The 22,069-nt window shown below is 40.6% G+C and carries 21 protein-coding genes and 1 pseudogene; 13 read left to right on the forward strand and 9 right to left on the reverse strand.

The window, feature by feature from the left end; translation table 11 throughout:
- Positions 1 to 5 precede the first annotated feature (5 nt).
- Positions 6 to 476: a hypothetical protein gene (locus tag A3GQ_RS0122685; RefSeq protein ID WP_028778952.1), complete on the reverse strand. Its 471-nt coding sequence runs from the start codon at positions 474 to 476 to the stop codon at positions 6 to 8.
- 176 nt (positions 477 to 652) lie between these two features.
- On the opposite strand from A3GQ_RS0122685, the gene hemA reads away from it, so the two are divergent.
- From hemA to ahbA, 7 genes are read left to right on the forward strand one after another with little or no spacing between them, the layout of a single operon-like run.
- Positions 653 to 1,981, forward strand: coding sequence for a glutamyl-tRNA reductase (gene hemA, locus A3GQ_RS25435; RefSeq protein ID WP_051272303.1), 1,329 nt, complete (start codon positions 653 to 655; stop codon positions 1,979 to 1,981).
- 10 nt (positions 1,982 to 1,991) lie between these two features.
- On the forward strand, positions 1,992 to 2,810 hold the full coding sequence (locus A3GQ_RS0122695; protein WP_028778953.1) for a cytochrome C assembly family protein: 819 nt from the start codon (positions 1,992 to 1,994) through the stop codon (positions 2,808 to 2,810).
- A gap of 15 nt (positions 2,811 to 2,825) precedes the next feature.
- Positions 2,826 to 3,494: a precorrin-2 dehydrogenase/sirohydrochlorin ferrochelatase family protein gene (locus tag A3GQ_RS0122700; RefSeq protein ID WP_028778954.1), complete on the forward strand. Its 669-nt coding sequence runs from the start codon at positions 2,826 to 2,828 to the stop codon at positions 3,492 to 3,494.
- Positions 3,482 to 4,390, forward strand: a complete 909-nt coding sequence (gene hemC / locus A3GQ_RS0122705) for a hydroxymethylbilane synthase (RefSeq protein WP_028778955.1) — start codon at positions 3,482 to 3,484, stop codon at positions 4,388 to 4,390. The genes A3GQ_RS0122700 and hemC overlap by 13 nt, the downstream gene beginning before the upstream one ends.
- Before the next feature lie 11 nt (positions 4,391 to 4,401).
- Positions 4,402 to 5,919 (forward strand): uroporphyrinogen-III C-methyltransferase, encoded by a 1,518-nt coding sequence (gene cobA, locus A3GQ_RS0122710; RefSeq protein WP_028778956.1) that lies wholly within the window; start codon positions 4,402 to 4,404, stop codon positions 5,917 to 5,919.
- 16 nt (positions 5,920 to 5,935) lie between these two features.
- Positions 5,936 to 6,913, forward strand: a complete 978-nt coding sequence (gene hemB / locus A3GQ_RS0122715; protein WP_028778957.1) for a porphobilinogen synthase — start codon at positions 5,936 to 5,938, stop codon at positions 6,911 to 6,913.
- A 2-nt stretch (positions 6,914 to 6,915) separates the two neighbouring features.
- Complete coding sequence (gene ahbA, locus A3GQ_RS0122720; protein WP_028778958.1) at positions 6,916 to 7,956, forward strand: siroheme decarboxylase subunit alpha; 1,041 nt, start codon at positions 6,916 to 6,918, stop codon at positions 7,954 to 7,956.
- Between the two features lie 221 nt (positions 7,957 to 8,177).
- Here ahbA and A3GQ_RS27595 read toward each other — a convergent pair whose 3' ends face one another.
- Positions 8,178 to 8,588 carry a hypothetical protein gene (locus tag A3GQ_RS27595; RefSeq protein WP_156877912.1) on the reverse strand — a complete coding sequence of 137 codons (411 nt, stop codon included), beginning with the start codon at positions 8,586 to 8,588 and terminating at the stop codon, positions 8,178 to 8,180.
- Positions 8,589 to 9,244: 656 nt separating this feature from the next.
- Here A3GQ_RS27595 and A3GQ_RS0122740 point away from each other — a divergent pair.
- Positions 9,245 to 10,411, forward strand: a complete 1,167-nt coding sequence (locus tag A3GQ_RS0122740) for a cytochrome P450 (RefSeq protein WP_028778961.1) — start codon at positions 9,245 to 9,247, stop codon at positions 10,409 to 10,411.
- A gap of 89 nt (positions 10,412 to 10,500) precedes the next feature.
- Here the strand turns inward: A3GQ_RS0122740 and A3GQ_RS0122745 are convergent, their stop codons facing one another.
- The 5 genes and pseudogenes from A3GQ_RS0122745 to A3GQ_RS0122770 all read right to left on the reverse strand — a co-directional run bounded on the left by A3GQ_RS0122745 (position 10,501) and on the right by A3GQ_RS0122770 (position 15,521).
- Positions 10,501 to 11,673, reverse strand: a complete 1,173-nt coding sequence (locus tag A3GQ_RS0122745; RefSeq protein ID WP_051272304.1) for a hypothetical protein — start codon at positions 11,671 to 11,673, stop codon at positions 10,501 to 10,503.
- An 812-nt stretch (positions 11,674 to 12,485) separates the two neighbouring features.
- The gene (locus A3GQ_RS27600; protein ID WP_156877913.1) at positions 12,486 to 13,013 is read right to left on the reverse strand and encodes a hypothetical protein; all 528 of its coding nucleotides are present in this window, start codon (positions 13,011 to 13,013) and stop codon (positions 12,486 to 12,488) included.
- A 419-nt stretch (positions 13,014 to 13,432) separates the two neighbouring features.
- Positions 13,433 to 14,506, reverse strand: a pseudogene (locus A3GQ_RS25440) (NADH-dependent flavin oxidoreductase); the annotation flags it as partial.
- A gap of 12 nt (positions 14,507 to 14,518) precedes the next feature.
- Positions 14,519 to 15,103, reverse strand: a complete 585-nt coding sequence (locus tag A3GQ_RS0122765; protein ID WP_028778964.1) for a TetR/AcrR family transcriptional regulator — start codon at positions 15,101 to 15,103, stop codon at positions 14,519 to 14,521.
- On the reverse strand, positions 15,090 to 15,521 hold the full coding sequence (locus tag A3GQ_RS0122770) for a VOC family protein (RefSeq protein WP_028778965.1): 432 nt from the start codon (positions 15,519 to 15,521) through the stop codon (positions 15,090 to 15,092). Before A3GQ_RS0122770 ends, A3GQ_RS0122765 begins: the two co-directional genes overlap by 14 nt.
- 201 nt (positions 15,522 to 15,722) lie before the next feature.
- On the opposite strand from A3GQ_RS0122770, the gene hemL reads away from it, so the two are divergent.
- A complete protein-coding gene (hemL, locus tag A3GQ_RS0122775; protein WP_083964374.1) occupies positions 15,723 to 17,057 on the forward strand; it encodes a glutamate-1-semialdehyde 2,1-aminomutase in 1,335 nt (444 codons plus the stop codon).
- A gap of 982 nt (positions 17,058 to 18,039) precedes the next feature.
- On the opposite strand, the gene A3GQ_RS0122795 is transcribed toward hemL, so the two are convergent.
- The gene (locus A3GQ_RS0122795; RefSeq protein ID WP_028778967.1) at positions 18,040 to 18,264 is read right to left on the reverse strand and encodes a helix-turn-helix domain-containing protein; all 225 of its coding nucleotides are present in this window, start codon (positions 18,262 to 18,264) and stop codon (positions 18,040 to 18,042) included.
- 57 nt (positions 18,265 to 18,321) lie between these two features.
- On the opposite strand from A3GQ_RS0122795, the gene A3GQ_RS0122800 reads away from it, so the two are divergent.
- The 4 genes from A3GQ_RS0122800 (at position 18,322) to A3GQ_RS0122820 (ending at position 20,957) form a co-directional block, all read left to right on the forward strand.
- Entirely contained in the window at positions 18,322 to 18,516 is a 195-nt protein-coding gene (locus A3GQ_RS0122800; protein ID WP_028778968.1) for a helix-turn-helix transcriptional regulator, read from the forward strand.
- Between the two features lie 343 nt (positions 18,517 to 18,859).
- On the forward strand, positions 18,860 to 19,252 hold the full coding sequence (locus A3GQ_RS0122810) for a hypothetical protein (RefSeq protein WP_156877915.1): 393 nt from the start codon (positions 18,860 to 18,862) through the stop codon (positions 19,250 to 19,252).
- A gap of 824 nt (positions 19,253 to 20,076) precedes the next feature.
- A complete protein-coding gene (locus A3GQ_RS27610) occupies positions 20,077 to 20,220 on the forward strand; it encodes a hypothetical protein (RefSeq protein ID WP_156877916.1) in 144 nt (47 codons plus the stop codon).
- A 284-nt stretch (positions 20,221 to 20,504) separates the two neighbouring features.
- A complete protein-coding gene (locus tag A3GQ_RS0122820; RefSeq protein WP_028778970.1) occupies positions 20,505 to 20,957 on the forward strand; it encodes a hypothetical protein in 453 nt (150 codons plus the stop codon).
- Between the two features lie 729 nt (positions 20,958 to 21,686).
- Here A3GQ_RS0122820 and A3GQ_RS0122830 read toward each other — a convergent pair.
- The coding region (locus A3GQ_RS0122830; protein WP_156877917.1) for a beta/gamma crystallin family protein at positions 21,687 to 22,069 on the reverse strand (383 nt) is incomplete at its 5' end.

The following is a 22,069-nucleotide window of genomic DNA, read 5'->3' on the forward strand; positions in this document are numbered from 1 at the left end:
TCCTCCTATTTTCTTACAATAAAAATGGCTCCAAGACCTACAATGAAAATGGGCCAATAAACGTTTGTGAAGGTAGCAATTGGAGCTAAGTAAGAAATTTCTTTTAAACCAGGCCAAGCAAATACACCGCTCAATAACAAAACAATACCTATCACTAAGGTTATGTTATTCTGATTTAGGATATATTGTAACATCAATGTTGCGCCAATCATAATGACAATAATACTCCAGTGTTTGGGCCAAGATGCGACATATTGAAATCCCCAAACCGTTATCCCGATCGTTGCAAAAATGCCTCCAAGTAAGGTAAGGTGACTTTGTTTTTGTAAAAAAGAAAAGAAAATGAGAAAAATACCCACAACAAATAATAAAAAAGACCAGCTGAGGAATGAAGTTAACTTCGCCCAGTCAGCCTCTACAATTAATAGGATGGCACCCATTATGACCAGAAAAAAACCAATCACACGGTTTTGCATAATTCTGTCGCTCCTCATTTGAAAACAATTATGAAAGTTCCTTTCTTTCATCATAACATACATGCTTCAAGAGGTGTTCACACTTGTGTCTGGAGATTGTCTAATACTGTGCTATAATGGTGAATGGTTTTATGTGCGGTTTTTATGTTAATCCATAGAAATTGAGGTGAGAAAAGATGCATACCCTTGTTGTTGGTCTTAGTCATCAAACTGCGCCGGTTGAACTTCGCGAGAAATTTTCTTTTGATCCAGATCGAATAATGATGCCTTTGCGGGCTTTGCGAGATACAAAGAGTATGTTGGAGTGTGTGATTGTAAGTACATGTAATCGGACTGAGCTATACATCGTTGCTGACCAGCTTCATACTGGGGAGTATTATGCCAAGGCTTTTCTCGAGGGTTGGTTTCGTGTAGCACGAGAGGAATTTGTTCCTCATTTATATGTAAAAACAAACAAAGACGCTGTAGAGCATCTGTTTCGTGTTGTTTGTGGTTTAGAGTCTTTGGTCATTGGCGAAACGCAGATATTAGGGCAAGTGAAACAGGCTTTTCAAGTAGCCTTGCAAGCTGGAACAACTGGCACTCTCTTTAATCATTTATTTAAACAAGCAATTTCTTTAGGAAAGAAAGTACACACACAGACAGAAATCGGACAAAATGCAGTTTCTGTTAGTTATGCAGCAGTAGAATTAGGAAAAAAACTATTTACTTCATTTGCCAAGAAAACCGTACTTTTAGTTGGTGCTGGTAAGATGAGCGAATTAACTGCTAAACATTTTCAAGCTTCTGGTGTAAAAGAAGTACTTGTTGCCAATCGTACATTTTCTAAAGCTGAGGAATTAGCAGCTATTTTTCAAGGAACAGCCTATCGATGGGAGCATTTGACAAAGGCTCTCTTAGAGGCAGACGTAGTAGTGAGTTCTACTGGAGCAAAACAATTTGTTATCACTCATGACATGGTGAAGAATGTTCTTTTAGAACGGAAAAAAGCCTTGTTTTTTATTGATATTGCGGTGCCCCGAGATATAGATCCTTCCATTAATGAACTAGATAATGCATTTCTTTACAATATGGATGACTTAGAAGAAATGGTAGCTTCTAATATTCATTTGCGTGAGCAAGAGGCAGAACGTGTAGAGGTATGGATCAAAGAAGAACAAACCGCATTTCGCGAGTGGCTTGATACACTTGGTGTTGTACCTGTAATTACTGCACTTCGTAATAAATCATTGCAGATTCAAGCAGATGCAATGACTAAAATGGAACGAAAACTGCCTGATCTTACAGAGCAACAAAGACGTGTCATTAATAAACAGACAAAAAGCATAGTGAATCAAATGATGCATGACCCGATCATGAGGATGAAAGAATTAGCTAGTACAGAGGAAAAAGAAGCAGCTTTGCGTTTATTTAAACACTTATTTGCACTTGAACTAGATGATGCACAAGCAGATCAACCGCAAGAGAAAATGATGCCATCAGGTCTGCCACTTCCGACAAACTAGGGGACATGTTATGTTTACAGAGCGATGGGTTTTTGATTTTGTCCTTTATGCATATGTGTTAAGTTTACTTTTTTCTTATGCAACCCTGCTCCGTCCAAACCGAGAAGCAAGGATCTTATCAAGCTCCTTGCTTATTGTCGTATGGTTCATTATGACAACGGATATCATAATGCGATTGATGGATAAACAGCACATATATGGACAAATAGAACCACTGCTGTTGTACACATGGGCTTTAATTAGTATCACCTTATGCGTTTCGCTCTTTTTTCAACTGGATTTATTTGTTTTTTGTGCGAGTTTAATTGGTATTACGGCTTTAGCTATCCACCTGTTTGTGTCAAGAAATGTAGCATTGAATGCTCCGCCGGGAGTAATTTCTGAATTGGTATTTATACACATTACCCTTGCTGTATCTGCCTATGCAACTTTTTCTTTGGCTAGTATCTGTGCTATGTTATACCTATTAAGTAGACGACAATTAAAACGAAAAAAATGGAATTTACTCTTGCGTCGATTACCAAGCCTAGACCAACTGGAGCAATTTATGCTGGGCTTTGTAGGGATAGGAGTCTTGCTTTTATTTATATCCATCATCTTAGGCACCATTTGGGCATATCAAGTTTATGGACAACTTTATTGGACAGATATAAAAGTTGTTGGATCTTTTCTTTTATTTCTTATTTATGTGGTTCTTTTTGGTGCAGCTTGGACAAGATGGATAGCAACACAAAAAGTTGCATGGTGTCTTCTCGTTTCCATGCTTTTCGTAATAACCAACTATTTCTTATCTAAAGTTCATTTTTCCTTTCATCACTGGATTTCCTAAAAAGAAGGGGTACTTATGGCACATTCTTACCCAATGATGGTTAATCTTCATAAACGTAATGTATTAGTGGTAGGCGGAGGAAAAGTAGCAGAACGAAAAGTTCTTTCTTTACTCTCAACAGGAGCTAAAATAAACATCGTAAGTCCCACGATTACAGATGGAATTCGCCTTTATGCCAAACAAAGACGAATTCATTTGCAGTTACGTGATTATCAATCGATAGATGGAGAAGGATGTTTTTTGGTTATTGCAGCTACGAATCAACCCTTCGTTAATTTGCAGGTTTATGAAGATGCATTGAAACGCAATCAATGGGTTAATGTTGTCGATCAACCATCCCTATGTAATTTCACTGTGCCTTCCGTGTTCAAACGAGGAAAACTGATGATTACTGTATCCACAGAAGGGGCAAGCCCTTCTTTGTCCAAACAAATAAGGCGTGAATTGGAGTCTCGATATGGGGACGAATATGAGTTGTTATTGGAAATCACACAAGAGCTGAGATCACGACTTCAATGGGAGATTCCCGATCCAAAAATACGCTATCATCTCATGAAAGAGTTGGTAGACGAACATTGGATTGAAATATGTCGTCTACGACCTCAAACAGCAAGAATAGAGATGACAAATTGGCTGGAAGAGCAAATGAAAATGAGAGGAGGAGTAACAAAATGCGAGAGTTAGTAATCGGAACGAGAAAAAGCCATTTAGCGATGACCCAATCCAACTGGGTACGATCTCAATTACTGGAACACCACCCATATTTATCTATTGAACTAGAGAAGATCATAACCAAAGGGGATAAAGTACTTGACGTCACCCTCTCTAAAGTCGGAGGGAAAGGGTTGTTTGTAAAAGAAATCGAACAAGCACTTTTAGACGAGCAAATTGATTTAGCTGTACATAGTTTAAAAGATATGCCTGCCGAGTTACCAACCGGTTTGATCATCGGATGTGTTCCCATAAGGGAAGATGTTCGAGACTGTTTTTTATCACGTGATGGACTTACGCTAGAAGAATTGCCAACAGGTTCTGTTGTTGGTACAAGTAGTCTTCGTCGTCAAGCGCAAATTTTAGCGATACGCCCAGACTTGGTAGTCGAGCCAATTCGTGGAAACATCGATACTCGTATTGCCAAATTACGTGATGGTAAATTTGATGCAATCATTCTTGCTGTCTCAGGCTTAAAACGATTAAATTTATGCGATGAGATAAGCGAATATTTGTCTACTGCTTCGATGCTACCTGCGGTAGGACAAGGAGCTTTGGCAATTGAGTGTCGGGAAGAAGATCATGAAATTCGAAAACTATTAAGTGCGATACATGACCATGCGACAGGTAATGCTGTGAGAGCGGAACGTGCTTTCTTACAAGCAATAGAAGGAAGTTGTCATTTACCAGTAGCTGGCTTCGGAGTTTGGGAAAATAATAAGGTTCAATTGACAGGATTGGTCGCATCTCCTACTGGGAAGTCTGTCATCAAAGGAATAGAGATAGGAACGGATCCAGTGGCAGTTGGAAAGAAATTAGCACAAAAGCTAATGGAACAAGGTGCGAAAGAGATACTGGCAATGGTATAGAGGAGTGCTTAATGATGAGTGCGATGGTTTATCTGGTAGGTGCAGGTCCAGGGGACCCAAATCTAATCACAGTAAAAGGCAGAGATGCCATAAAAAAAGCAGATGTGATCGTGTATGACCGATTGGCTAGCCCACAACTTTTGCAAAATGCTCGTGCAGATGCAGAGCGTATCTATGTGGGGAAATTGCCTGATCGTCATACATTGACCCAAGATGAGATCAATGAACTGTTAGTAGAAAAAGCAAAAGCAGGCAATATTGTAACGCGTTTAAAGGGTGGGGACCCTTTTATTTTTGGTCGAGGCGGAGAAGAAGCAGAGAGATTAGTAGATGAGGGTATTCCATTTGAGGTGGTTCCTGGTATCACTTCAGCAATTGCAGTACCAGCATATGCTGGTATTCCAGTTACCCATCGTGATTTTAATTCCTCGTTCTCGATTGTTACAGGACATGAACGCCCTGAGAAGACAGAGTCCTCCATTAACTGGGAAAAACTAGCTACTGCAACCGAAACGCTTATTTTTTTGATGGGAGTTTCCAATTTATCGTTTATTGTGAAACAACTCACGAAATTTGGTCGCGATGAACAAACTCCTATTGCGCTCATTCGTTGGGGAACAAGAATAGAGCAAGAGACATTGGTAGGTACACTTTCGGATATCGTTGAAAAAGTAGAAGAGGTTAATTTCAGTTCTCCTGCCATTATTATTGTTGGGGAAGTAGTCAAACTGAGAGAAAAACTGTCTTGGTTTGAGAAGAAACCATTGTTTGGAAAACGTATCTTGGTAACGCGTGCTAGAAGTCAAAGTAGTGAATTGACGACACTTATTGACTCACTAGGTGGAGAGTCAATTGAATTTCCCGTTATTCGCCTCGTCGAACCTAGACACGGAGATGTATTTGATGAAGCACTAAGCAAAATTGCGGATTATCATTGGGTTATTTTCACAAGTGTAAACGGCGTGAAGTTTTTCTTTGATCGTATTCGTAAGCAAAAAATAGATATTCGGCAGATGGCAAATGCCCGCCTAGCAGCCATCGGTCCCAAAACTGCTGCTGCATTAGAAGAAAAAGGTCTGTTGGTAGAGGCATTGCCAGAAGAGTATAAAGCAGAAGCATTAGTCGAACATCTTCGTCCTCTTATGAAGGAAAACGAGAAAGTATTGCTGCCACGAGCAGATATTGCTCGAGATGTATTGACAGTGGAACTCAGGGAAATGGGTTGTGAAGTTACCGAAGTAGACGCTTATGATACGAAGATCGATGCTACAAATGCGCAAGGTATCGTGAAAATGTTGAAACAGCAACAAATTAATGTGATTACCTTTACGAGCTCTTCGACCGTGCGAAATTTCATACATGCTCTACGATTAGCTACTACAGATATCGAAACCGTAATGCAACACACTCAAATCGCCTGTATTGGTCCGATTACTGCCAAAACAGCAGAAGATTTGGGCTTAAAGGTGGATGTTGTGGCTAGAGAATATACCATTGATGGATTAGTCAAAGCGATACAGACATTATAATGGGGGAGGACTTCCAATGCAGTTTCATCGCCATCGTCGCCTACGGCGCAACCAAGCAATTCGCAGCATGCTGAAAGAGAATCATGTGCATGTGGAAGATTTTATTTATCCGATTTTTGTCGTAGAAGGGGAAAACAAAAAAGAAGAAATCGCTTCTATGCCAGGTGTATATCATTTTTCTTTGGATCGTCTGAATGAAGAAGTGGATGAATTGGTTTCGCTAGGGATCGTATCAATCATGATCTTTGGTGTTCCTCATGACAAAGATGAGTGTGGCTCTTCTGCTGATGATGCACATGGTATTGTGCAAAAAGCTATTTCTCAAGTGAAAGAAAATTTTCCGTCTCTATACGTCATGGCAGATACTTGTCTGTGTCAATACACTTCTCATGGACACTGTGGAGTAGTGGAAGATGGAGAAATCATCAATGATGCTTCTCTTGAACGTTTGGCTGCAACTGCTGTTTCACAAGCAAAAGCAGGAGCAGATATGATCGCCCCGTCCAACATGATGGATGGATTTGTCGCTGCGATTCGCAAAGGTCTAGATGAAGCGGGTTTTGAAGATGTTCCTATTCTTTCTTATGCAGTGAAATATGCTTCCGGATTTTATGGTCCATTTCGCGATGCAGTACACAGTACTCCTCAGTTCGGTGATCGTCGAACCTATCAAATGGATCCAGCGAATGCGAGAGAAGCTTTGCGAGAAGCCGCGTCTGATATTGCAGAAGGTGCAGATCTGTTGATGGTAAAACCGGGACTAGCTTATCTTGATATCATTCATCGGGTATACCAAGAATTTAATTTACCGGTAGTAGCCTATAATGTTAGTGGCGAATATGCCATGGTCAAAGCCGCAGCTATAAACGGATGGATCGATGAAAAAAAAGTAGTTTTGGAGACACTGACTAGTTTTAAACGTGCTGGAGCAGAACTAATTCTTACATACCACGCTAAAGATTTCGCCAAATGGCTCAAAGAAGGGAGTATTTAAACATGGATCAGATCGATCAAGAGTTATTGAATATACTCCAAGCAGGATTGGAACTCGTTCCTCAACCTTTTCAAGTGATAGCAGAGAAACTAGGAATCGAAGAAGCAGAAGTACTAGAAAGAACTCAAAAATTAAAAGGGGACTCTATCCGTCAGTTATCCGCAATTTTTGATACACGGACCCTTGGTTATAAATCCAGTCTCGTTGCTGCAAAAATTCCAGAGGAACGTCTGGATCAAGCAGCACAAATCATTAATCAACATCCAGGTGTAACACACAATTATAAACGAAATCACGATTTTAACCTTTGGTTTACAATCGCGGTGCCCCCAAACAGCAAGTTAGGATTAGAAAAGACGGTTGACTTACTTGGAAAACTTGCTGAAGTAGATGTGATTCGTCTAATGCCTACATTGAAACTCTATAAAATTGGCGTGCAGCTCGATATGACTGGTAAAGAGGATGCTACCAAAGCAAAAGCGAAACCACAATATACAGAAGCAGATCGTCAAAATGCAGTCAAAGAGATCACGGACTTTGATATTGCTGTGATTCGCCAATTGCAAAAAGATTTGCCGATCGTTTCTCGTCCTTTTGATGGATGGGCTGAGGAACTTGGAGTTTCAGCAGAGGAGTTGCTCACAGCAGGAAAGAAGATGATCGAACGAAAACAAATGCGTAGATTTTCTGCGGTTCTTAACCATAGAAAAGCAGGTTTCCGCTTTAATGGTATGGGGGTTTGGGCAGTTCCAGAAGATAAAACAGATGAAGTAGGTTATGAGATGGCAGCTTTTAAAGCAGTAAGCCATTGCTATTTACGTCCAACCTACCCGGATTGGCCTTATACCATATTTACCATGGTTCATGGTCGTACGCATGAAGAGTGTGAAGAAATTTTACAGGCAATCGAAGAGGAAACAGGTATCAAAGAAAGAGCAACTTTGTATTCTACCAAAGAATATAAGAAAACAAGAGTTTCCTACTTTACTCCAGAAATGGAAGTATGGGAAGGAAAGATTATCGAAGAAGGTTTGCATGTTTAATACTATCAACCACCTTTTCTATTGAAGTAGAAGGTGGTTTTTTATGTTTTACATCGACTATCAGTTATCTTTTGAAAACTTGTCATCCATCATTTGTTCAAATGAATGTTACAAGGGAGAGCGTAAAATAGAAGTAGTATCTAGGGGGGAAAGTGCCTAAAACGGGCGGCGGACTTCACCCTCCACATGGTGTGTGGTGGTGAAGTCCGTCGTGGCGTCCGCTACTGGAGCGTCTTGCCGGGGGTGTCCCCGTCACGCTCGGTGCCGGCTGCCTTCGGGTTCATGAGCTCCTTGAGCTCCTCGATCTCCCTTGCGAGGTGATCGATCTCCTCTCCGTGGCGATTGATCTTCTCCCGCTCGTTCACGCTCCTGCAGCGGCGCTCCGTCTTGAAGGCGTTGAACGCAGCCTGCTGGGCGTCGAGCAGCTGCTCCAGGAGGTCGTTATGCCGCTCCATGAAGCGTTCCACCGTCTGCTGGTTGCGGTCCTGTCGCTTCTCCTTGGACTTCGACCTCTCGCGGCACATCACCACGATCGCGGCGATGGCCGCGAGTCCGATGATCGCCAGCATGAAGTTGGTCGAGCCGTCGAGGAACGCTTCGACGCGGACGTGGGGGTTGTCGTCGTAACCCATGGGTGAGACCTTTCTCTCGGAATTCAGTGAACCTTGTATTTATATTATAACGGATAAGTTTCGGAAAAGTCCATTCAAAACAGAAAATACAGTTAACGAATTGTCATACTTTAGATGTGGAGAGATGGGGGCTTTTTTTCTTTTTTAAAACACTACTTAGGTTAACAAATGAAACTTTGTCCCTTTAACTCTTGTTTCATTTGAATGAACATTCGCGTGCCTAACAAGAAGACAAATTTGCTTATTACTTTTAAATACATTGGTTGATGAAAATAAAGATGATTCGGCTAATCTCATACATGCTATTGAAGATGAAAACAGGTATCTCAGAAAGAGCTACTCTTCTACTTTCTAAAAGAGTTAAGAAAATAAGATTGTCCTACTTCACTCTAGAAATGAAAGTATAGGAAGGATAGATTATGGAATGAGGTTTGCGTGTGTAACCATAAGTAGCCACCGAGAAGGTGGTTTTTTTGAAGGATAGAATAGCTATTTTTCCTTTCAAAGGATTATTTTGTTATTTATTCGATGGAATTGGCTTTCGTACAAAAAAACGAAAAAAAATTAACATAAAAAATTCTTTTATATTTCATTCATTGCAAAATTATATTAAAATATGCCTAGTTGGATAAAATTATAGTAATGGAGGAGTTTATTTGGAGCGCAATGCATTTAATCCTTATCCATGGTATAAAAAATTGTCTGAAAGAAATCCAGTGGTTTACGATGAAAACTTCATGCAATTTTATGGTACAAAAGGCGGATGGCATGTCCTTCGTTATGATGATGTACAAACGATTTTGAGCGATTATGAGACCTTTTCTTCTCAGGTTATGCCTCAAATAGACGAAAATCCATTAACCAGAGGAATTCAATCCAGTGATCCTCCTTTCCACCGTCAACTCCGTATGTTAGTAGCGAAAGCGTTTACACCAAAAGCCATTAACGATATGAAACCTTGGATTGAACAAATTACAAATGAATTAATCGATAAAATCATTGATCGCGGGGAAATGGATGTAACGAGTGATATAGCCATTCCAGTTCCTATTCAAGTGATAGCAAAAATGATAGGCGTCCCATTTGAGGATCAAGCAAAATTCAAAGAATGGTCCGTGACGATATTAAAGCAACCTACTGATGAAGAGGGAGTCGCCGTATTCCTTCAATGTCAAAAGGAAATGGGTGCGTATTTCTTTCATCTCATTGAACAACGCAAACAACAACCCAAAGATGATTTAGTAACACATCTGATTCAAGCAGAGGTGGATGGGCAAAAACTATCTGCCAACGATTTATTAGCTTTTCTTATGACTTTGCTGGTTGCAGGGAATGAAACAACCACCAACTTTATCAATAATGCCATTTTGACCTTTATGGAATTCCCAGAAGTTCAAGAACATCTTACCTCTCATCCGGAAGATATTCCAAAGGCTTTGGAAGAAGTTTTGCGATACCGGTCACCAGTACAATATGTAAACCGAGTCGCAGCGAAAGATGTCATCCTAAGAGGTCAGCAGATCAAAAAAGGAGATCATATTAATCTCTGGATTGGAGCAGCGAACCGAGATGAGTCCGTATTTCCAAATGCAGATCAGTTTGATTTTAACCGAACCAACTTGAAGCATATCGCATTTGGACACGGTATTCATTTTTGTATAGGTGCTCCATTAGCCCGTTTGCAAGCAAGCATTGCTCTAAAAATTATGTTGGAGCGAATGGGGCAATTCAAACTAAAGGATAATAAAGAACCAGTTATGAATCCTACCGTTGTCGTCTACTCTATCAAAGAACTACCTGTTACTTTCCAAAAGAGGAAGTAAAACAATCTTCATAGCATAGAAAAACCCTGAGTTCTCGACTTGAAATTATGGAGTCCTCGGGGTTTTTCGTTTTTTATCCGATTAATGTATTAGTTCAAAAAACCTAGCCAATCCAAATGACGCGATTCAGATGAACGGACATAATGCCGCCATTCCTCCTGACTATCCTTACAGAGAACGACACCTCCAAACTGTCCTTCTTCCGACACTCCGCCATAGACCTCTCGCCGTGTACATTTTTGACACATTTCTGTAATGGGGAGCTGAAGCGCTTCCTTCAATTCAGGATACAACATGTATTGTACAGACTCAAAACTGCGTTCCATTTCTGCCGGAGAGTTGGAGGCTGCATCGTTGCGGTACCAAAGCTTGACATGGTTTCGAGCAGCTCGAACAACCGCACTCGTCTCTGGTTTACCAATAGTAAGCCCATCTTCTACAAAACGATAGCGACGCATGGACATGTGAATGAGTGGGAGGTTCTTGAGTAGATTAATTGCAGATCTTCCTTGAACCGTCTTGCACCACATCGTCTCTAGTGCCCAAAGCGTGGAGCGCGCAGTCTGGTAGACTTCCTGACGAAATTCTAAATCTTGTCCGCAATAAGCATATAGGTTGGATACTTCCGCCTCAGCCCTATGCTTATAGAAAGCAACGGCATCATACAGTGTAATTCCGATCTCTGCCATTGCCTGATATTCCATTTCTGTAAAGTCTGGGTCTAAATCATTACAAGCTACGGCTGCAGCGATAAATAGTCTAACTTGGGCATCACAATCACGAAGCCTGTAATATCTAGAAGGAGAGGAGGCAATGGCCTCTATATACTTTTTGCAGAGATCAGATTGATGATCACGTGTCTTTTCCGCCATAAAAAGTAGACACGACGCATACTCTTGTAACATTGCCTCATATACGGAAGTTCCGGCGAATAACGTATCTAGTAACTCGCGAACGGGATAACCTAGTACATATTCACCAGGAGTAAGAAGTCGATCGATGTCTACCAGCTTTCCCCTATACTCTGCAACAGTTGTCAGCGCTGTCAGGCGAACAAATGCGATGTACTTTTCCCAGTTTGTAAACTCAGGGACACCGCAACGAACATATTCCCAAGCAGTAGCTAAAATTTCAACTCGTTCCTTCTCTGTGAGGCCGCAATTCATTAGGTCGTTTTCAATCTCTTTTGGATAGTGGAGTTGATCTTGATCAGAGATGCGTGCAGTTATACTTTTCTGTTCATTATTGAGATCAAAGTTCATTCGTTATCCCCTATTCTTGTTGTAGTGAATGGAATGAAATACTGTATAGATAATTATAAACGATTATAATTGTAAATCTAAATAAAATAATATTATTTTTTAAAATGATGATAGTTAAATCATAAATAAATAAAAATGATTCTCGCGAATAGGCAATAAAGCGACTGGAAGGGTATGCCAAAGACTAAGGTATCCATCCACGCTTTGATGTGATGCAACATGATACAATTGTTTCATCCTATATGGAATGTGAGAGGAAAGTCATCAAAGATGGTTTGCATGTGCAATAGAAACCTTTTATATCAAAAGGTTTCTATTGCAAGAATTTAACAGCAATAAAGTAGAAATATACTCATTTTTTTGATAAAATAATATTGTTCGATGAAGATTGGAGACTGTGATGCAGAAGCGAAGGATCAGTGTTGCCATCGAGGGATTCGTTCTCGATAAGTGCAAGTTCACTGGAGTGGGCGATCAGATGATCGTCACCTTCCGAAAGGACAAGATCGGACGTGACAGTCAGGCTCGATCAACGAACCGCTCGAAGAAGAGCGGGCGTTGATTGGCTAATTCTGCATTGCCGGGTTTGTGTGAACTTTCCATGCAAATCCGGTCGGAGAAAATATGAGTTCTTTTAAATAAATTATAGAACAGCAAAAAATCCGCATGTAGAGAGGAAGAAATATTCCATCTGTCATGCGGACTTATTTATGTGAAATGTTGACGTTTTTTATAAATGTGCTAAAACGGCGGCGGACTGCGACCTCCCACTTGTGTGGAGAGATCACAGCCCGCTCTGGCGCCCGAGTTGACTAGCACGTCTCGTCGGCGGATGCCTCCGTCTCGGAGGTGTCCACGCCGTGACCCGTGGCCTTGTCGTTCGCCGTCTTCTGGTTCTTCTGGTACTCGGTCTTCACCAGAAGCATCGGCAGGTAACCGAAGTGAGTGTCGACCCGACCCATGAGCCTGTGGACGAGCACCTGCAGATAGGCGATCTCGCGGAAGTTCAAGGTGGACCACACCTCGCGCGTGAAGAGCCGCTTGTCGTGGTCGTCGATCCCCTTCTCGAGGTCCTTGATCCTGTTCCTGTGGGAGTTGATCTCCCACAGGAAGGAGCCCTTCTCGCCGGAGATGGTCCTCTTCCACAGGTAGTCGATCGACGTCTTGTCCTGTCGACGCTTCGAGATCACCCACGCGGCCAGGCCGGCCAGCAGGAGGATGAGCACGATGCCGACGATGCCGTACGTGCTGACACGGTCGTTGATCTCGGCGATGCAGTCCGCCGGGATGTACGGGTTCCCGTCGACGTAGACGTCTGCGTTGGTACCGGTGCAGTTCATGAGAAGACCTCATTCAGTCGAATCCAGCAGTGTTATAAATATAATAGCACTGCTGGATAAAAAAGTCGAAAGAAAAAATGCAAATAAATTGAACATTATTTCATTTTAATTTTTTAATACTTATTTTATAAGGCTGAAATGGAATGGTGGGTTTGTAATGAACCCAAATAATAAAATGAAGTTTTCGCCAAGAAGCAAAAGGAAACAAGTTTTGATGTATATTACAAACTCTTGATATACAATCTTTCTCTAGATTTTCCTATACAAATCAAAAAAAAGATCTATGCCATTGCATCAGATCTTTTTTTTATATTCGTTATTTGGGAGAGGTATGTTTCTAAAGAAATTCAATTGGTATAGGTCATACATAATTAAGTAAGAGCAAAATTGGTACTTTAAAAATTGTACTTATTGATTACTCATCTATAAGTATTTTCTTCTTGTTCCAATGTCACCCACTTCATCCCGATTATCAAGTTCCACTGAGCATCTGGTATTTCCAGATGGTCTTTATCATGTAAAGTTAGGGTAGTTTTAATTTCGTCCTCTTTTCCTTCTAACACTTTCTTAACCCAATCAGGTTCAAGTAACAGTTCACGTCCGATAGCTACCAGAGAAACGCCTGTCTCCAATGCTCTTAAGGCATCTTCAGGATTGTATACTCCTTCTACTCCAATAAGTGGCATATGCTGTCCAACTCGTTCTTGAATGATTTCCAAGCGTGATCTTTTATCTTCTAAACCATTGCGAGGTGGAGTCCAAAAATGATTCAAAGAAACATGAAGGTAGTCGAGTTGTTTGGTGGCTAGTACATCAATAAATGCAAGGGAATTAGCCATAGTAATGCCAGGTGTTGTTGTTTCTTCCGGTGAAAGTCGATAACCTACAAGAAAAGGTTTCTTAGCATGTGCTTCGACTGTTTGTTTTACTTCGTCGAGGATTGCTAATCCAAACCTCATTCTATTTTCTAATGTTCCTCCCCATTCATCAGTGCGCTTATTCGCATGTGGAGAGAAAAATTGTTGGATAAGGCCGCCGTTTGCTCCGTGTATCTCTACGCCATCAAATCCAGCTTCGATCGCTCGTCTAGCTGCTTGGCCAAATGCATGGATAACTTCTTTTATTTCCTTTTGGGTAAGTTCGCGAGGTACAGGAGCACCCTCTCTTTCCTCAGGAATGTTACTTGCACTTATCACTTCTCCGTCTTCAATAGCCGTATTTTGTCGACCTCCATGAAAGATTTGAAGAATAGCTTTTGCTCCTTTGTCCTTAATAACAGTAGAGAGTTTTTGTAAACTTGGAATCAGTTCATCTCTGTCCACTGCTGGTCTGTTAGGTAATCCGCCATTTTTCATCACATAGGTTCCAGCAGTGATAACGGCACTTACCCCACCAGCTCGACGAGCATAGTATTGTAATTCTTTTTCTGAAATAGACCCATCTGTATTGGAACCCAGGTGTGTCATTGGAGCCATGATGATTCTATTGAATAGATTATTATCAAATTAACATTTAAAACAATGGATAACATGCGTAATGACATTCATGGTGTCTTCTAATGATTTTGTTTGATTGGATTGTTGAGCAATCCACAGGGCGGATTCATTTAAGGAGCCAGAGAGAAAATGAGTTAAAGCTTCCACTGACAATGGTTGCATATTTCCTTGTTGTTCGATTAATTGTAGTTGTTCTTTCAATAGACGCATCGAGTTTTGTTCATCCATGGCACGCCATACTTCCCATCCAAAGACAGCCGGACCATCAATGAGCATAATCCGTTTGTTTCGTTCTTCGATTGCAGCACATACAAACCCGCGGCAGCCAAGTAAAAGTTGTTCCCATACATCATCCGATTTTGCAGCTTCTGATTGTACTCTTTCTGCTATTTCTTGTTGGACGGTTTCCAACACTGCCCGGAAAAGCCCTTGCTTGTTAGCAAAATGATGATACAATGCACCACGAGTTACTCCAGCCTCGCGAACTACATCTTCCAAATTTACTTTCGAGTAGCCTTTGTTTGTGAATTGATTTCGAGCTAACTCAAGGAGTCTCTCAATTGTGAGAGCCGTATCTTCTTTATTTTTTCTCATCAGACCACAAATCCTCGTTATATTGGTTTGCAAAATCTGCGGAGGGAGGGATGATCTTTATGACATCAATCAAGACCCCATTTGGATCACTCGTAATAAAATGACGCTGCCCAAAATCTTCATCACGAATGTCCAAGTGTAAAGGTAAGTTGTCTTTGCCGATTAATTGTTTATATTCAACATCTACATCCTTTACTTCAAAGTTGAGGATTAATCCTCCCTGTATGGGGCGTTGAAAAGAGTCAGGTACTGTTGAGTGTGAAGCATCTAGTATCGCTAATTCATATGATCCGTTTTTCAAACTCACATACCAATCATCCTCAAAAACTTTTTCAAATCCAAAGTACTGTGTATAAAATTCAGTAGTAGTTGTTACGTTTTGGGTCATAATGACTGGGTAAAAACTGTTCATTAACATAGTGATCTCCCCTTTTTTATTCTGTACTCAGATTAACATACATACAGAATGTATGTAAATAACATTCTTTAAAAATCATTTTTTAGCATGGCGATTGGGAGAAAGAAATAAGCTTATTGGTCAGCTTGCAGTTTGTACATGATTTTTTATGGTATATAGGAAAAAGATCAATAATCTCTCTTTTCATTTTCCAAACACAACATGATACAATTGTTTCATCATGTATGGATTGTGAGAGGAAGTGTCGATTTGGCTAGACAGTATGAAAAGTCAAAAGTAGAATTTGAAAAAGTATTACCCCTTATCCCTGGTGGAGTGAACTCTCCTGTTCGGGCGTTTCGTTCTGTGATGGAACATCCGATTTTTGCCGAGAGTGGACAGGGGTCAAAGTTAACTGATATTGATGGAAATACATACATAGACTATATCTGTTCATGGGGACCGCTTATTCTAGGCCATTCTCACCCGAATGTAGTTCGTGCATTGCAAGAAGCAGTGGTGAAAGGAACAAGTTTTGGCGTACCTACTGTGTTAGAAACGGAAATGGCAGAGCTTGTGAAAGAGAGAATCCCATCCGTAGAAGTAGTTCGTATGGTGAATTCCGGGACAGAAGCGACAATGAGTGCTCTTCGCTTAGCACGAGCTTATACAGGAAGAAAGAAAATCCTAAAATTTGAAGGCAGTTATCATGGTCATTCTGACAGCTTGTTGATTAAAGCTGGTTCAGGTGTTGCTACACTAGGTTTACCAGATAGCCCAGGTGTTTTAGAACACACTGCACAGCATACACTAACGGTTGCTTATAACGATTTGGCTAGTGTTCAACATGTCTGCGAACAAATGGGAGAAGATATTGCAGCAATCATTGTGGAGCCAATTGCGGGAAATATGGGTGTCGTGCCACCTCAGCCCGGATTTTTAGAAGGTCTTCGCAGTCTAACCGAACAATATGGGATTGTGCTTATTTTTGATGAAGTAATGACTGGTTTTCGCGTAGATTATCATTCTGCTCAAGGTAGATATGATATTATTCCTGATCTAACAACAATGGGTAAAGTGATAGGAGGGGGACTGCCTGTTGGTGCTTATGGTGGGAAAAGAGAACTAATGCAAATGATCGCTCCTGCTGGTACCGTGTATCAGGCAGGTACACTCTCTGGAAATCCGCTTGCGATGGCTGGTGGTATTGCTACATTGCGAGAACTATCCCCAGAATCCTATGTACAGTTAGAACAAAAGGGAGAACGATTGGAACAGGGACTAAGAAAAAATGCGGCAGAAGCAGGAGTCCCGCATTATATCAATCGTGTTGGTTCCATGGTGTGCCTCTTCTTTACCGATGCAGAAGTGATAAGTTATGACCAAGCAAAAACAGCAGATACAGATCTTTTCGCCAAGTATTATCGAAATATGTTAGCTGAGGGAATTTTGCTGCCTCCTTCGCAGTTTGAAGGTATGTTTGTTTCTTTAGCTCACAGCGAAGAAGATATAGAACGAACACTTGAGGCAAATCGGAAGGCTTTAACTAATTTGTAAACATAGGAAGCGGCTGTTATTTACGAAAACAGCCGCTTCATTTTTTTTTGTTCTCTATGGAATATGAAAATAAACAGAACCACGACTTGATTAACAGAAGAGGAAAAATGGGTGAGCGATTCTTATAATCGGTATAAGGGGAAGGAATTTCATGATTTTCTTCAGCTTTTGGATGATCATTTAAAATAATCTCTTTGTGAAAACGTTTAAAAAGAAGATTACAACAAAAAAGGGTTGATTGCATTGTTTTTATCGAGCGAGAGGAAGTTACCGGAGATTCTAATCGATTTTGAAAGGCTTATGGATGAATGTGCAATGACACATAGTGATTTTCTGTCATTTAAAGTTGAATTGTAAGGAGTTCTTCTCTTGTAGGAAGATGCTTGATTGACTCTTTCACGCCCTGTACTTCTTCTAAGAGTAATCGCATCATCTGTTTTAAATTATCGTTTTCGTTCATCCGTATCACCTCTGATGAGTCTATTATACAAGTATTCGGACTCATCAAGGGATTTCCCTTTATCCAATAAAAAAGCCCCTCATTGGAGCTGGTTTCTAGTCTGTTGGATCGCCATAGTTTGGCTTTGGTAGCATTGGAAGGCCAGTTACAGGTCAGTAGCTACGATAACCAGGACGGCCGCAAGGTCTGGACTACAGAGGTTGTAGCAGATACCGTGCGTTTCTTGGATTCGAAGAAGAAGGAGTAGGAGGATTTGCCGTTTTGAAAATGGGAGGGTAACTCCTCCCTAATCTTTCTTAGATTGCAAAGCCTTAAGAATCTCAGTAAGTAATTCTTTCTGGCGATCTTGTCCGGTTTTCAATCCTTCGAGATTTCTATTAATGCTGTTTAGGGCATTTAACAAATTTCTTAATTCATGGTAGTAGAGGTTGCTCATGTAATCAACCTTTCATTGTTGAGTATCTATCTCTCAGTAATTCTACCACAAAATGGGAGGTTACCCCTCCCGAATTACATAGAAATTTACTCATGGAGTTGAGGGTTGTCTGTTCTTCCTACTAGATAATCTATCGACACATGAAAATGATCGGCTAATTTGATTAGATCACGATAATCCATACCACGTTCATCAGCTTCAACATACTGAATAGCCCTAGTAGATTTGAAACCTAAAAGAGAAGAAACATCTTTTTGAGTAAGGGAATTTTTTTTCCGTAATTCTTTTATTCTTTGTCCCAAAGTCGCCATATTTAACACCCCAAAACATTGACACGAACAAATTGTTCGTAAAAGGTGGTGAAAGAAATGACAAAATTAAAAGCTGTTCGTTTATCTAAAGGATTGACGCAAACGGCTGTAGCAAAGGCATTAGGAGTTTCAGCAAGGATGTACCAATACCTTGAAGCCTCTGAACGTCAGCCGAGTTGGAAAGTGGCAAACAAGTTGGAAGACTTGTTCCAGATTCCAGCACACGAACTCCTAGAAAAGGAGGCAGTTTAGATCAAACGAGATAAAAACAAGTTACCTACCATCAATAACAAAGTAGTGAGTTTACCAAAAGAACCAGCAATGAAAGAGGTTCGATTCAAAGGTGAAGATTTCACAGGAAATATCCTCTCCTCCAGTGAGAAGAAGGTCTGCACAGCTCGTGGGGGTTTTCTATTATCGAAACACGGTCATTTGATCGTGTTTTTTGTTGTTATCGATTATACAGGTGTATAGGTGGCAATAACGCTATTTTAAATATTAGATACCTATATATTATTCTTTACCTTTTGTCAATTTAAATCTAATATATAAGTATATATCTCCACTGGGGAGATTTTGTTTGACTGGAGTATTCATGATTCCCAAGAAGTCTCTCGGCCTTGGCTCGGTTGCGCTGGTCGCCGTTCTCGTCACCACAGGCTGCTCGCTGTCCACCTATGGTCCTGTTCCACCGGAGCAGGGACAGGGTGTGATCGCCGCCTGGGACAACAAGGCGGCGACCGTCAAGTGCTCGAAGGACGAGTACGCGGTCTTCTCGGACAAGGAACGCGACAAGGACCAGGAGTGCAGCAGTCCTCCCTGGACGAATAGGGAGCAGAAGCCGGTGTACGACCTGGACCTCGTCAAGAAGTACCCGTGCAATGACTCCAAGAAATTCCTGGCGTACGTCGAGGGTCGCAGTGATCTTGTCTTCTGCTTCCGCTACAAGTACAGCAACCAGGAGCCGGACCCGAAGAAGTTCAAGTAAGCGGGTACGTTGAAGGGTTCTTGAGAATAACCAGTCATAGTGGTGGGTAGTAATTCTTTTAGACTTCAGTCTATAGAGAATCGCTACCCACCGCGTACTTTTCCTTGATTAGTCTATTTTATATGAAAAATAACTTGCGAAATACGAAATCAAAAAAGGGAAGCATGGCGCAAATGTTGTCATGCTTATTTTGGTTCTCAGCACGGATTGTGTGAGAGGAAAAGGTGTACCAAGAATATACTAAGCAGTTGATTTATCCATGTTATGATGGTATCAAGCAAGTTTTATACTTAACATCAAACCCCGACGAGCGGAAGACAACAACAACCACACTCCTCCAGTGAAAATGAGGTCTGCACAGCTCGTGGGGGTTTTCTATTATCAAAAACACGGTCATGCAAAAGAAAAAGGTGCTAAAACGGGTGACTGCTTCTTCCACATGCATGTGAAAGAAGCAGTCTGTCGATGTTGGGGGCTAATTAAGAACTGTAGCGACCCCTATCAGCGATGGCAGTCGCAGCAGTTCTCCTTCGGATCGATACCGTGATCACACGGTGCCATTTTTGCCTCCCTCCAAAGATCATACGCCACAAGGCGTAAATTGAATACTTTCATTTTGATTATATCAAAAAAGTTTGAAAATAATATAATAAGTATTTTTGCTGATACCTCGAAATTCTCTATTTGCCAAATGAATTCCATTATAGGGATCTAGAAGCCCGAATTTCAAAAAATATATCTCGTTAATACGATCATCATTATTTTTATTTTTGTTCGTCTCAGAGGGGAATAGAGGCCTATTTTACATACAGGGAGTTGATCGAATGGTTCCAATTCTCAGAGAAGGCGACACAATTAAATTGAAAGATGGTCGGCGTGGAGTGGTATTCTACATCAATCGTAGGATTAAGCATTATCAGGTGATGTGTAGGGATGATTATCATGAGTTTGTGCCATTATTTGATTAAATAAAGAAAACCGCCAATAGGTCGGCGATTGTTTTTATGGTTATGATTTCAAGGATCAGAAATACATTACTTACTCTACGGGGATTTGGGCAGTGTTTATAGGCCCAGTGACAGGATTGCTGTTCTAGTCCGTCAGATGATTCCAGTACATGGTTTTGGTCCTACCATTTCGACTAGAAAAATTCCTAAAAAAGGATATTTGTGAATTGTCATGCTTTACCTTTGACAAAGGATATCTCACAGGATTACGTTGTAGTCAATGAGTGATAAAGGGGTTAAATCGTATGGGGAAATGTACTTCTAAATTGATCACCATTCTTCAAGCTGTATTCCGGAAATTGTTAGTTTCGTTTATTATTGCTATATGTGTTACTACTGCTATATATGTTTTTTCTAATTATTTTGTTGATGATTATCTATACATGTACACTTATTTTATCTTTATTTTAGGTGGGAGTACTTCGCTACTCTCTGATTTGATTACTTGGAAACTTCCTTTACGACGAAAAAGAACCGTTGCAGCTATGATCCATATAGCACCTATGTTTTTATGTGGATCATATTATGCATTTGCGGATGAGTTTGAGCAATTTGACATGGGTCCATTGTTTTTTATTTGCTTAATAATTGCTCTCGTCTTTTGGATAATGGATGAGTTGATTCGGTTTTATCAAAAAAATTGCGATATGTGTCTCAAACGAGTATATAACAACATTAATTTAAAGAAGGCGACATGAATTGGTTTTTAAGCGAATTTATCAAGTCTTCTATTACAAAAAACGACCTAATAGTCGAAAAGCAATGCTAGATAAGTTAAACCAGCTCTAATGAAGGGCTGGTTGTTCGTTTTACATATTATGTAAACTATCTGACGGACTAGAGCAGCAACCCTGTCACTACCCCTATATGGCCGTTTTCGGAGTTACCTCGGACGACCTTCAATATTTTTTATATTATAAATATTAATACTTTTGTATCATTTTTCATGTATAATGAAATGGTAATCACCACATGTGAAATGAGGGATGTTGATGATGCAAGTTCGGAAAATAGGATTCATCACCTGTAGTTTTGCCGGAGCTCTGCTCCTTCTAGACCTCCTTAAAGGCTTACCACTCGTGGGTGGTCTTCTTGGAAGTCTTTGACTCTAACAGAGCTACGGCAACCAAAACGACTTTCAAACGCCACATCTGAAAATATTTCCATATAAAAACACATAACCCTTCACGCACCTACAAGGCCCAGTGACAGGTGAAGTAGAACAAGTAATATAGAGGTACCCCTTGATATATAAAGGGGTACCTCCAACATTTTGTGAAAATCCTACGCTAAGCAGAACCAGCATCCGAACGACGAACCCTAATTTGCCCAACAAATGGAAATAATCCTGCGGACTAGAGCGGCAACCCTGTCATAAGAAAAACGCTTGATCCATGATAGATAGGATCAAGCGTTTTCTATTGGAGTTACTTTATGATATTAACGGAGGAGACAACATCATTCCATGAGCCTTTACCCAGCTTCTTTTTGGTGAAGTTAGGATATTTACCAGGTTTCAATAACCAATGCTTTCCTTTGTAATTGATATGCTCATATAATACAACTCCATCACCCTTTGAAACTTTAGCAGATGAAGCGATGTCATTCCAATTGTTATTTACTAACGTTTTGTCATCGGAGCAGAATTTTATGGAGCGGCCTTTGTAGTTAATGTGCTCATAGAGAGTAACACAAGAAGTTTTCTTTTTGTGAGCTGCAAATGTGGAAGCTGGTAATAACGCAGCACATGCACAAACCGCTAAATCACAGCAATACTCTTTTTCAATCAAACAACTCCAATTACAATATT

This window comes from Shimazuella kribbensis DSM 45090 (assembly GCF_000428065.1).
Taxonomy (GTDB): domain Bacteria; phylum Bacillota; class Bacilli; order Thermoactinomycetales; family Thermoactinomycetaceae; genus Shimazuella; species Shimazuella kribbensis.